The organism is Cellvibrio sp. BR, from assembly GCF_000263355.1.
In the GTDB taxonomy this organism is placed as follows: domain Bacteria; phylum Pseudomonadota; class Gammaproteobacteria; order Pseudomonadales; family Cellvibrionaceae; genus Cellvibrio.
In genome coordinates this window covers 275,398-287,626 of record NZ_JH668200.1, presented here as the reverse complement: position 1 = coordinate 287,626, position 12,229 = coordinate 275,398, and the positions used below count along the sequence as shown (strand labels likewise).

13 protein-coding genes are annotated in these 12,229 nt (G+C 54.4%); 3 read left to right on the top strand and 10 right to left on the bottom strand.

Going from position 1 to position 12,229, the window contains the following annotated elements:
- Positions 1-186: 186 nt before the first annotated feature.
- Together O59_RS01210 and prlC are read right to left on the bottom strand one after the other, a co-directional pair.
- On the bottom strand, positions 187-441 hold the full coding sequence (locus tag O59_RS01210; RefSeq protein WP_007638662.1) for a YheV family putative zinc ribbon protein: 255 nt from the start codon (positions 439-441) through the stop codon (positions 187-189).
- Positions 441-2,513, bottom strand: a complete 2,073-nt coding sequence (gene prlC, locus O59_RS01205) for an oligopeptidase A (protein ID WP_007638660.1) — start codon at positions 2,511-2,513, stop codon at positions 441-443. The genes O59_RS01210 and prlC overlap by 1 nt, the downstream gene beginning before the upstream one ends.
- A gap of 82 nt (positions 2,514-2,595) precedes the next feature.
- Here prlC and O59_RS01200 point away from each other — a divergent pair, with 82 nt between their 5' ends.
- From O59_RS01200 to O59_RS01190, 3 genes are read left to right on the top strand one after another with little or no spacing between them, the layout of a single operon-like run.
- Positions 2,596-3,132 (top strand): gamma carbonic anhydrase family protein, encoded by a 537-nt coding sequence (locus O59_RS01200; RefSeq protein ID WP_007638658.1) that lies wholly within the window; start codon positions 2,596-2,598, stop codon positions 3,130-3,132.
- 12 nt (positions 3,133-3,144) lie between these two features.
- Positions 3,145-4,971: a diguanylate cyclase domain-containing protein gene (locus tag O59_RS01195; protein WP_007638656.1), complete on the top strand. Its 1,827-nt coding sequence runs from the start codon at positions 3,145-3,147 to the stop codon at positions 4,969-4,971.
- Between the two features lie 2 nt (positions 4,972-4,973).
- Positions 4,974-5,663, top strand: a complete 690-nt coding sequence (locus tag O59_RS01190) for a fumarylacetoacetate hydrolase family protein (protein ID WP_007638654.1) — start codon at positions 4,974-4,976, stop codon at positions 5,661-5,663.
- Here O59_RS01190 and O59_RS01185 read toward each other — a convergent pair.
- The 8 genes from O59_RS01185 to dprA all read right to left on the bottom strand — a co-directional run bounded on the left by O59_RS01185 (position 5,660) and on the right by dprA (position 12,216).
- Entirely contained in the window at positions 5,660-6,352 is a 693-nt protein-coding gene (locus O59_RS01185) for a pirin family protein (RefSeq protein ID WP_007638652.1), read from the bottom strand. The two genes, O59_RS01190 and O59_RS01185, sit on opposite strands and share 4 nt — an antisense overlap.
- A gap of 90 nt (positions 6,353-6,442) precedes the next feature.
- A complete protein-coding gene (locus tag O59_RS01180; protein ID WP_007638650.1) occupies positions 6,443-6,877 on the bottom strand; it encodes a DoxX family protein in 435 nt (144 codons plus the stop codon).
- Positions 6,878-7,045: 168 nt separating this feature from the next.
- Entirely contained in the window at positions 7,046-7,468 is a 423-nt protein-coding gene (locus tag O59_RS01175; RefSeq protein WP_007638648.1) for a YqaA family protein, read from the bottom strand.
- Between the two features lie 24 nt (positions 7,469-7,492).
- Positions 7,493-8,422: an ABC transporter substrate-binding protein gene (locus O59_RS20795; RefSeq protein WP_050976921.1), complete on the bottom strand. Its 930-nt coding sequence runs from the start codon at positions 8,420-8,422 to the stop codon at positions 7,493-7,495.
- A gap of 37 nt (positions 8,423-8,459) precedes the next feature.
- Complete coding sequence (aroE, locus tag O59_RS01165) at positions 8,460-9,290, bottom strand: shikimate dehydrogenase (RefSeq protein ID WP_007638642.1); 831 nt, start codon at positions 9,288-9,290, stop codon at positions 8,460-8,462.
- A gap of 46 nt (positions 9,291-9,336) precedes the next feature.
- Positions 9,337-10,257 carry an oxygen-dependent coproporphyrinogen oxidase gene (gene hemF, locus O59_RS01160; protein WP_007638640.1) on the bottom strand — a complete coding sequence of 307 codons (921 nt, stop codon included), beginning with the start codon at positions 10,255-10,257 and terminating at the stop codon, positions 9,337-9,339.
- Between the two features lie 98 nt (positions 10,258-10,355).
- The gene (locus O59_RS01155; RefSeq protein ID WP_007638639.1) at positions 10,356-10,925 is read right to left on the bottom strand and encodes a Sua5/YciO/YrdC/YwlC family protein; all 570 of its coding nucleotides are present in this window, start codon (positions 10,923-10,925) and stop codon (positions 10,356-10,358) included.
- Between the two features lie 103 nt (positions 10,926-11,028).
- The gene (gene dprA / locus O59_RS01150; RefSeq protein WP_007638638.1) at positions 11,029-12,216 is read right to left on the bottom strand and encodes a DNA-processing protein DprA; all 1,188 of its coding nucleotides are present in this window, start codon (positions 12,214-12,216) and stop codon (positions 11,029-11,031) included.
- Positions 12,217-12,229: the final 13 nt, after the last annotated feature.

Genomic DNA, 12,229 nt, shown 5'->3' with positions numbered 1-12,229 from the left:
CCAAGGGTAGCTGGCGACATCAAGTCACTAGAATGGTTGGATACAAGTATCATATGTTCAATATGACAACAAGATAAAATGACGTCAGAAGTTGAGAAAAGTGAGGATCTGTTACGGGAATACCCAGCGTGGAAAATTATGGGAGAAAAAATACGCGCGTGTAAAAAAGAGACACGCGCCAAAAAATTATTTATCAGATTTATCTGCAGGGAATGGCAGGATGTTTACCACTTGTACTTCACTTTTTTCATCATCGGTTTGATTAACCCGCGTCTCTAATTCGCGCGTTGCAAATTTAAAACGCATTTCATCCTTGAAGCCGCAGGCGACACATTCGCGATAGTCTTTACCCTCTTCGCTGTACACCACGAGCTTGTCCATTTCCGAACAGCGCGGGCACACGGCGCCCGCTACAAAACGGCGTTTGCTGCTGTAAGCCATTAGGCTGCCTCCCCTGGAATATTGCTGGGTGTAATGCCCGAGTGACGCAACAGCGCCGCTATTTCGGGTTCACGCCCGCGGAATTGTTTGAACAACTCCATCGGCGCTTTGCTGCCACCTTGCTGCAAAATTTCTTGCAGAAAACTGGCGCCAGTTTGCGCATTAAAAATGCCCTCCTCTTCAAAACGCGAGTAGGCATCGGCCGACAACACTTCAGCCCATTTATAGCTGTAATAGCCCGCCGCATAACCACCGGCAAAAATATGGCTGAAACTATTTTCAAAGCGATTAAACGCCGGCGGTTTGATCACCGCGACTTGATCGCGCACCTGGTTTAACACCTCCTGCGCCGATTGCGGTGCAGCAGGGTTGTATTCGGCGTGCAAGCGGAAATCGAACAGCGAAAATTCGATCTGGCGAATCATTTGCAAACCGGATTGGAAATTTTTGGCGGCGAGCATTTTATCCAGCAAGGCTTGTGGCAGTGGTTCACCACTTTCATAGTGGCCGGAAATTAATGGAATCGCCTCCGGTTCCCAGCACCAGTTCTCCATAAATTGGCTTGGTAATTCCACCGCGTCCCAGGCCACACCATTAATGCCACTCACGGCGGCGACATCAATCTGGGTAAGCATGTGATGTAAACCGTGGCCGAACTCATGGAACAGGGTGGTGACTTCATCGTGGGTGAGCAGCGACGGTTTGCTGCCGACTGGTGGCGTAAAGTTGCAGGTTAAAAACGCCACCGGCAATTGCACACCGGTTGCGGTTTTGCGCCGTACGCGGCAATCGGCCATCCAGGCGCCGCCGCGTTTTTTGTCGCGCGCAAACATATCCAAATAAAAACTCGCCACTTGTGTGCCATTTTTTTCGATGTGATAAAAACGCACATCCGGATGATAAGTATCGAACTCGGCGATTTGTTTTACTTCTATGCCAAACAAACGTTTGACGATTTCAAACATACCGGCGATTACTTTTTCCGCCGGAAAATAAGGGCGCAATTCTTCTTGCGATACGGCGTATTTTTCCACGCGCAATTTTTCGCTGTAATAAGTGGTATCCCAGGCCTGTAAATCAGCACAGCCCTGCGCGGCGGCAAAAGCGCGCAACTCGGCGTAATCGCGCTCGGCAAAAGGTTTGGATTTTTGCCCGAGTTCATTTAGAAACTGGATCACCTGTTCAGTGGATTGTGCCATTTTGCTCGCCAGTGAACGCTCCGCATAATTTGCAAATCCGAGCAGTTGCGCCAGTTCGTGGCGCAGCGCCAGAGTCTCGGCAATTAGCGCGCTGTTGTCCCATTCAGCCGCAGAGGAGCCATCGGCTTTTTGGCCAGCAGCGGAGGCGCGGGTGACATAGGCGGTATAAATTTCTTCGCGCAATGCGCGATTGTCCGCATACATAATCACCGCGTAGTAGGACGGAAAATCGAGCGTGATCACATAGCCGCTGAGATTTTTTTGCGCGGCGGTTTGCGCCGCTTGGGCGAGTGCGGATTCAGGTAATCCAGCGAGCGCGTCGGCAGTATCAAATTGTTTAAACCAGGCTTGGGTGGCATCCAAGACGTTGTTGGAAAATTGCGTGGAGAGTTCCGACAGGCGTTTTTGGATCTCGCCAAAACGTTTTTTATCCGCATCATTTAACGCCACACCACCCAGGCGAAAGTCGCGCAGGGCATTGTTGATTGTCTGCTGCTGCGCCTGAGGCAACAGCGCAAATTCTTTGCTGTCCGCCAGCTGTTGGTAGGCGTTATAGAGTGCTTCGTTTTGGCTGAACTCGGTGGAGTATTCGGTGAGCAGCGCCACGCTCTCGGTATAGGCCGCACGCAGCTCATCGCTATTGGCAACCGAATTTAAATGGCTGACCGGCGCCCAGGCCTGGTCCAATTTATCACCTTGTTCTTCCAACGGTGCGACTAAAGTATCCCAACTCGGGTTGGGTAAATCAGCGAGCAATTGCTCCATCTGCGCGCGCCCTTGCGCAATCAATTCGCTAATCGCCGGGGTGACGTGTTCCGCTTTGATGGCGCTGAAGGGCGGCAAGCGGTGGGAAACTAACAGGGGATTGGTCATGCACTGGCTCCGTGAGGCAAATTCGGGCGGGGTTTGGCGTATCATACACCCATTAAAGACGAGCATTTTCAGGAGCATAACTATGGGCGCAATAAGAAGTTTCCAAGGTCAGCGACCGCAATTGGGCGCACGGGTAATGGTGGATGACGCTGCCGTGGTGATTGGCGATGTGGTGCTGGGCGACGATTCTTCCGTCTGGCCCTGTGTGGTGATTCGCGGCGATATGCACAAAATCCGCATCGGCCAGCGCACCAGTGTGCAGGATGGCTCGGTGCTGCACATCACCCACGCCAGTGATTACAACCCCGCCGGTCATCCGCTCATCATTGGCGATGATGTGACCGTGGGCCATTCGGTGTGTTTACACGGTTGCACGATTGGCAATCGCGTCCTGATCGGCATAGGTTCGACTATCCTTGATGGAGCGGTAGTGGAAGATGAGGTGGTGATCGGCGCTGGTTCACTGGTGCCGCCGGGCAAACGCCTTGAGTCAGGTTTTATGTATATGGGCACCCCGGTCAAACAGATTCGCCCGTTGAAAGAAACGGAAAAAAGCTTTTTCCTCTACTCTGCCAATAACTACGTAAAGCTCAAAAATACTTATCTCAGCGAAAGCTAATTGCAGGTCTTTATGTCTGGGTTGTTGAAGGCGGCCGCGAGTGGGCTGTTGCTGCTGGCGCTGAGCGCCACCCTCAGCGCGCAGGAGGCGCCGCCGCAAGTTCCGGCGCCTGTACCACTGCAGGTGGTGCAGGATCATCGCTTGGCGCCCTTTGCCTTTCGCGACCAGCAGGGCAATGCCCAGGGTTTGATTATCGATATCTGGCGGTTGATCGCCGCCAAACAACAGGTGCCGCTGCAGGTAGAGCTGATGGATTGGCCGGATACCATCAGCCGCGTACAAAACACGCCGGGGCTTATCCACGGTGGTTTATTGCTATCGCCCGAGCGGCGCAAAACCCTCGCTTTTTCCGCGCCGTTGTTTGAGCTGCGCACAGCGATTTTTATCCACACCAAGAAACTCGCGGGCGCTATTGATATTGGCGACCTGCAAGCTATGCCGCTGGGTGTGGTGGCGGGCGCCTATGAACAAGAGTATTTGCTCAGCCACTACGAGACCCAACCACTGAAGCTTTATCAAAACAGTGAGCTGCTGGTGCAAGCGGCGATTGCAGGCGAAGTGGACGCTTTTGTCGCTGATTATCCGGTGGGCATGTACTACCTGGATCGCTACACCACACCCGATAAATTCCGCGTGCTGACGGTGCTCTACCGGCGCTCGCTCCACGCTGCGGTAGCGCGCGACAACACCGCGCTATTGGCGAAGATCAATACTGCGATTGGCGCTATCAGCGCGGAGGAAATGACCGCACTGCAACAAAAGTGGGTCAATCACAAAGAAGTGCGGGTGTTCAATTGGAGCGCATTGCTGCTGGTGGCGCTAGTGTTGATCGCTCTCACGGCGGCGGGCTTGCTGTTGCAGACCCGCAGCCTCAATCGCAAAGTTAGCCGCCAGCGGGCGCAACTGCGCGAGCACGAACAGCAAATGGCCCTGCTCACTGACAACATGACCGACTGGGTGTGGAAAATAGACGCCCGCAATCGCTATTCCTACCTCAGCCCTTCCGTGCACAAATTGCTAGGCTACCAGCCACAGGAGCTGCTCGGCCAACCCATGGAGGTTGTGTTGCATGCCAGCGAACGGGAGCGTGCGCTGGCCGAGTTCCAACATGTCATGCGCAACGCCAAACGCTATGGCACCACCGGTGTGCGCGATTCCGTGGCCCGCTATGGCCTGCAACATAAAAACGGTGAGCTGGTGTGGACTGAAGCGGCGGTGCGTATGTTTTTTAATGCCGAGGGCGAGTTTGCGGGTGCCCAGGGCAGCTCGCGCGATATTCGCGAGCGCAAAGAGGCTGAGGACATTATCCGCCAGAGCGTCTCTACCGATGCCCTGACCCGCCTGCCTAATCGCCGCCAGCTGAATGAGCAGCTGCAAAAGGCTATGGCGGCCTGTGGTCGCCATCACCAGTATGCGGCGCTGGTGTTTATCGATATCGACAACTTCCGCTACATCAACGACAACTATGGCCACGATCAGGGCGATTTGCTGCTGCAGGAAATTGCCCAGCGGCTGTTGACCCATTTGCGCCCGGGCGACAGTTTGGCGCGTTTTGGCGGCGATGAATTTGTGCTGGTGGTGGAGCAGTTGGGGCAGGATGCTGGCACCGCCGAGCGTTTGGCGCAGGAGTTTGGCGAGCAGTTATTGGCATTGTTTACGCGGGATTTTGTGCTGATCAACCAGCGCTGCAAAGTCAGCACCAGTATTGGCATAGCGCTATTTAATGGCGAAGAGCGCAGCGCCAGCACCCTGTTAAAATTTGCCGACAGCGCCATGAATCAGGCCAAAGCGGCCGGGCGCAATCGCTGCGTTATTCACTCCACTCACACCAAGGGATAATTATGTCTGTTAGGGTTTATCAGCTGCCGGTGTTGCAGCCTAAGGGCGCATCGTTTGGCGTCAATAAAATTATCTGCATTGGCCGCAATTACGCCGAACACGCGCGGGAAATGGGCCACGACCCGGAGCGGGAACCGCCATTTTTCTTTTTCAAACCGCAGAGTGCGCTGGCGCAAAACCATAGGGATTTTATCTACCCGCATTTTTCGCAACAGGTTGAACACGAGCTGGAATTGGTTATTGCGATTGGCAAATCCGGCGCGCAGATTGCGGCTGCCGATGCCGCCGATTATGTATTTGGTGTTGCCGTCGGTTTGGATATGACCTGTCGCGACCGCCAAAAAGAAGCCAAACAACTGGGCCGCCCCTGGGAGCTGGCCAAGGGTTTTGACGGCTCGGCGCCCTGTACGGCCATCTTACCCATCACCTTCAGCGAGCTTTCGCAGTTCGGCGATTTGGTGCTAACGCGCAATGGCAAAGAAGTGCAGCGCGGCAATTGGCGCAGCATGGTGTGGTCGGTGCCGGAATTGATTGTGGAAGTGTCGCGCTATATAAAACTGGATGCCGGCGATTTGATTTTTACCGGCACCCCCGCCGGTGTGGGGCCGGTGCAACCGGGCGACGAACTGGTCGCCCGGCTGGAGGGGTTTCCCGAAGAACTTAGGCTGCGGGTGGTTGCCGCCCAAGCCTAGGGTAAATCAAACACCAGCGCTTCTACCGCCGTGGCTTGCGCCTGCATCAGCAAGTTGTCGATACGGTTAAGTTTGGCGCCGTCGCCAGCGCTCACCAATTCGCCTTCAATCAACAGCTCGCCTTTAATCACATGCACATAGTAGTTGCGCTGGCGCAGCGCGGGTAATTGCGCCGCGCCCTTTGCGTCCAGCCGCAATTGATACACCCGGGCATCCTGTTTGATCACCAAACTGCCCGCTTCACCGTCCGGGCTGACCGCCAGGGTTAAACCGGGCGTGCTGCCAAATGCCTTTTGCTGGTAGCCGGGCGCTTCGCCGTGCACATTGGGTTCAATCCAGATCTGCAAAAAGTGCAGGGGTTTGCTGTCTGACGGATTAAATTCGCTGTGGCGAATTCCGCTGCCCGCCGACATCAACTGGAATTCACCGGGCGGTAGCGTGGCGACGTTGCCCTCGCTGTCTTTGTGGGCGATTTCACCCTCCAATACATAACTGATGATTTCCATGTCGCGGTGACCGTGAGTCGCAAAACCGGCACCGGGCGTGACGCGGTCGTCGTTGATGACGCGCAGGGCGGAAAACCCCATATGGCGCTCATCGTAATAACTGCCGAATGAAAACGTGTGTTTGCTATCCAGCCAGCCGAAGTTGGCACCACCGCGTTCATGGCTGCGTCGAATACTGATCATAGGTCACCTCATTTTTCTTGCAGCGCCCCCATTGGCGCTGCGAGTTTCTTGCTGTTTCTTACAGAAATACTGTTGTAGCGATTATTGCGCTCAGTGTTTAGCGAGCAGGCGGTCAACACTGGCGCGGCCGCCGCCGGAAATCAGCAGCGAAACTGCACCGGCCAGGAGTGCCAAGCCAAATTCGTAGCCGTTGTTACTCATAAACAGACCGTTGCTGAAGTGCACGGTAAAAATGGCTACCAGCATGGTCACCGCTAATACCAGCGCGGCAGGGCGAGTGAGCAGACCCAAAATCAGCGCCAGGCCGCCAAAAAACTCCGCCGAACCAGACAGTGCGGCCATCAACACACCGGGGCCCAGGCCGATGGATTCCATCCACTGGCCGGTGCCTTGCAGGCCGTAGCCACCAAACCAGCCAAACAGTTTTTGCGCACCATGGGCGGCAAAAATAATGCCCAGTGGCAAGCGCAGTGCGAGCGCGGAAAACGAGTTATTGGTAGCGAGAACTTTGTTGATTGCAGTCATGGTGAACTCCGGGTAATTGGCTAAAGAACATTAAGGGGTGAGGTGCTGCAGAAGTTCTGTCATCGCCTCAGTTGCAACCAGAATAAGGCCTAATAATTAGATTAAAAATAGCTAAAAATAGCTTATTTTTATCGAATTTTTAGATTGTTTTGGTGTGGTCAACCCTGGTTAGAGCAGTTGCAGGCTCAGCCAGATCACCAAGGTATAGCGCAGCGCTTTACCGACGGCCACCAGTGCAACAAACAAGGGGAATTGCACCCGCATCACGCCGGCCAGCAAAGTGAGCGGATCACCGACTATGGGCAGCCAGGCAAATAGCAGGGAGTAAATGCCGTAGCGTTGAAACTGCTGCTGGGCGCGCTGCAGCTGTGCAGGGGAAACCGGAAACCATTTTTTGTGTTGGAAATGCAAGCACTGTCGCCCCAGATACCAATTGATGCAGGAGCCCAGTGTATTGCCGAGTGTGGCGACCAGCCCGAGCAACAGTGGTGAGTAGCCCTGATGCAACAGTGACACCAGCAGCGCTTCGGAGGAGAGGGGAAAAAATGTCGCGGCGATCAGGGCGGTAAAAAATAAGCTGGCATATACCATGACAGTACCGCAGTCATTAAAGAATTAAGGATTGGTTTTATTGGTAATCTGCAATATAAGGCGCTGCGGATCGCGCAACATTTCATAGCCGTATTTGAAGTTGGGCATGCTGAAAAATAATTCATCAAACGAGCCATCTGCTTGCGCCAGGCGCAGCCCGCGCTCAATGCGGTCGGCGAGTGCGTGATTATCTTTATTGACAAAAAAACAGTAGCGCACCGGGCGATCATACTTGAGCAGCAAACGAGGTTCCTGCATCAATCCCAGTGAAGCAAAGGCAATTAAATCACTTTCAATTTCATGCAGCCCGCGCGAAAAAAAATCAAATCTGTGTTTGGCGAGCATTTTAAACAGGCCGCCATAATTGGCACCGTACACCAGCGTAAAACCGTTGTCTTTCATAATGATGCCATCGGTCCAATAGGGACCGGTGCCCGTTTTAAAGCGCCGTAGCTGCGCGAGGCTTGTCACTTTGGAAAATTGTGCTTGTTTGTCTTTGTGAATTAACAGGGCGCGATAGTTGTTCAGATTTTTCAATAAATCCACCTCGACAACACGCAATTTTTCCGCGCGCTCGCGGGTGACCGATGCCCACATAGCGTCAATGCCCACGCCCGCGATCAGCATCGTTCGGTCGCGCTCTATGCCACCACTGTGTTGGTGAAAACCCAATTCAAAATCGCCATCGCTCGCGCGGGTTTTTTCCAGTGCCAAGCGCAACAGGTTTACGTAGTAAAAATAGGGTTCATGGGGCGCGGCTTTACCGCTGCCGGGCACTACCACTTTCAGCGGAGTTGTGCGGGCTTGGTTATGCCCTTCGGTTTTTGGCTCCGCGTGCGCCGCTTGAGTGAAGAAAAAAATTGCGCTCAATAGCAGCGACACACACAACAGTGCACTCTGCGGCACAGGCAGGAAAACCCAGCGGTGTGTGCATAGGCGATTGATCTTTCGCATAACACTCTGGGCTCCCGCTGTTGTTTGCTGCATTGATTTATTTTTTCTCTGCCAACTGGCGGCGCATCGCCGTAATTACCGGTACAACTTCCGGGCGAATTTGTCGCCACAAATAAAAGGCTTCTGCCGCTTGGCCGATCAGCATGCCCAAACCATCGGCAATTTGCACCGCGCCGTGGGTTTTGGCCCAGGTTAAAAAAATAGTTGGCTCGGCGCCGTACATCATATCGTAGCAACAAGCGTTGGCAGCGAGCAGGTCATCTGGCAATGGCGGCAATTCACCTTGCATACTGGCGGAGGTACCGTTAATTACAATATCAAAGTGATCACCGTGTAATTGCGCGAAACTTTTTGCGCAAATGTCACCCAGGTCGAGGAAATTTTTTGCCAGCGTTTCGGCTTTTTCCACTGTGCGATTAGCAATGACTACTTGCGCCGGTTTTTCTTCCAGCAGCGGTTGCAAAATACCGCGCACGGCACCGCCCGCCCCGAGAATTAATACACGTTTGCCTTCCAGTTCCCAGCCGAGGTTGTGCATATCGTGAATCATGCCAATGCCGTCAGTATTATCGCCAAGAATAGTGCCATCGCTCAGACGCGCTAGCGTATTTACAGCGCCGGCACGCTCCGCGCGCGCGGTACGTTTTTGCGCAAAGGCAAAGGCATTTAATTTGAAGGGCACCGTTATGTTTAAACCTTTGCCGCCCTGCGCAAAAAATTCTTGCGCCGCGCTTTCAAATTCGCCTTCGTTGACAAGTTGTTTGTTGTAGTGCATATCCTGCCCGGTTTGTTCGGCAAACTGGCGATGGATATTCGGTGACTTGCTGTGATTAATCGGGTTGCCGAATACGGCGTATAAATCGGTCATGAGTTATCCACTAAATAGTCGCAATGTGATTGACGGTAAATTATTTTTATTTCAACCAATCGCGGTGAGGGAGAAATTTTTCATAAAGTTCAGCTTCAGCACTGCCCGCTTCCGGCTGCCAGTTATATTCCCAGCGCACCAGCGGTGGCAGTGACATTAAAATCGATTCGGTGCGTCCACCGGTTTGCAAACCAAACAGGGTGCCGCGGTCGTACACCAAATTAAATTCCACATAGCGGCCACGGCGATAGAGTTGGAAATCGCGCTCGCGTTCCGTAAATGGCTGATCTTTACGCGCATTAACAATCGGCTGGTAGGCGGGCACATAACTATCGCCGACCGCGCGCATCAGCGCAAAACTGTGCGCAAAACTTTCGGCGTTGTAGTCATCAAAAAATAAACCGCCCACACCGCGTGCTTCGCCGCGATGCTTCAAAAAGAAGTAGTCATCGCACCAACTTTTAAATTTTGGGTAGAGATGTTCGCCGAGCGGATCGCATGCGTTTTTGGCGGTCTGGTGCCAGTGCACTACGTCGGCCTCGTTGCCGTAATAGGGGGTCAAGTCGTAACCACCGCCAAACCACCATACCGGTTCCGCGCCCTCTTTTTCGGCGATAAAAAAGCGCACATTGGCGTGACTGGTAGGCACATAGGGGTTGTGAGGGTGAATCACGAGCGATACGCCCATGGCTTCAAATGCTCGGCCCGCCAATTCGGGGCGGTGTGCCGTCGCCGAGGCAGGCATTTGCGTGCCGTAAACATGGGAGAAGTTCACTCCGCCCTTTTCAATTACCTTGCCGTCGGTAAGCACACGCGAGCGGCCGCCACCGCCCTCGGCGCGGGTCCAGGCGTCTTCAATAAAATCCGCGCCACCATCTTCGGCGGCGAGTGCGGTACAAATGCGGTCTTGCAGATCAAGTAGATAGGCTTTTACCGCGGCCTTATCTGGCCCATGGGAATTGCTCATAGGGGATCCTTGCGAATTGAGTGTCTAGTATAGGCGAGCCTAAAAAGGTCGCCATTCTACGCGGAGCAGTTGCAAAGGGGGGAAATCGCTTACAAAAGCTAACTGGGGCGAACAATATCACCGGTCAATAAATCGCGAATCTCGGAGGGATTTTTGCGTTTGCCAACAGCGCCAGCGGTGATTGCGGCTAATTGGTTGCCAAAGTAGCGGCGCACCTGGTGAATGTCCCGTGCCGGCTCGCGGCCTTGCGGGTTGCAGGAGGTGGAGACTATCGGCCCGCCAAAGGCGCGCGACAGGCCAGCGGCAACCGGGTGGTCGGTGACACGCAGTGCGACGCTGGTGAAGTTGCCGCTGATCCAGTAGGGAATCAACCCATTCGCAGGTACTAACCAGGTGATAGGGCCGGGCCAGCTATTTTTTAGGCGCTGGCGCTGCAGATCGTCCAAATGATCGAGAAACGGGGCAAACATCTGGAAGCTTGCCGCGACCAGGATCAGCCCTTTTTGCACGGGGCGTTCTTTGAGCGCGAGTAATTCCGTCACCGCCAATTCATCGAACGGATTGCAGCCCAAACCCCATACGGCTTCTGTCGGGTAGGCGACTACACCGCCAAAGCGCATTTGACGGGCGGCGTATTGAACGCGGGGATGAATTGACCAATCGAGCATAAGTATTACCTGTGGGCTGACTAAAAACGGGCTGCGGGTGCAGTCTGGCGCGAATCTACCCCAGCCATCGTCCAAGCTCAACCCGCAGGCAGGTTATAGCGATTCAGCAGCGCTGGTAAGACGCGCCAACCTGTTGCACCAAACCTTTGATTTCAAGGCCAATCAGCGCCGCCGACAAGCCTCCCACGTCCTGCCCTATACGCTCGGCAAGCAGATCCAGCGGCAGCGGATCGTAACCCAAGGCGTGCAGCAATTGCTGTTCTTGCTCGCTGAGTGAGGGCGATTCCGTCGGGGTATTTTTTTCATTCGATGGGGACTTGGTGTTGCGGGTGGGTGGAGCGGCGAAAAGCTCTTCCTGCTGCAGGTTATCGCGCAGCTCCTGACGCTTGTAGCTGATTAAACCGGAAAGTTGATCGACTATGTCTTGCGCGGTTTCCACCAGGGTTGCGCCCTGGCGGATGAGTTGATGACAGCCCCGCGCCAGCGGGTTGTGGATGGAGCCGGGAATCGCAAACACCTCACGGTTGTGTTGCAGTGCGTAGGATGCGGTGATTAATGAGCCGCTTTGCACCGCCGCCTCAACCACCAAGGTGCCGCCACTGAGGCCACTGATAATACGGTTGCGCTGGGGAAAATGACTGGCGTGGGATGAAGTACCCAGCGGGAATTCGCTGACCAGCGCGCCACCGCCATCGACAATCGCCTGTGCTAATTGATGGTGGCGCGATGGATAAACCCGGTCTATGCCGGTGCCCATCACCGCAATGGTAATACCACCTGCTGATAGTGCGCCGCGATGAGCAGCGGCATCTATACCCAAAGCCAAACCGCTGGTGATCGCCAAGCCGCAACCGGCCAGATACGCCGCAAAGCGCTCAGCATTTTCATTGCCGCCCCCGCTTGGGCTGCGGCTGCCCACTATCGCCAGCTGCGGCAAACTCAGGCAATCCGGGTTGCCGCGCACAAACAGCAGTGGCGGTGGTTTGGGGATTTCACGCAACAGGCGCGGGTAGCGCGGGTCATCAAATAGTAGGCAATGCAGTGAAGGCTGTTGCTCCAGATAAATCATATCTGCCGCCAACAGGCGGGCTAAATGACTCTGCTGCGGGTTGGCCTGAAAGTCGGCAAGTGCCTCAATGGCCAGCGGCTTGAGGTAGGGCGCGAGGCTGCGAGCCGGAAGGCTCAGTAGTTCCTGAGGGCTGGTAAATTGCTCCATTAACTGCCAGTAGCTGGCGGTTCCGGTATCGGGTAGGCGTAAAAGGAGTAAATGGGCGGCGAGAGGGGAAAGCATTACATCATCCTTG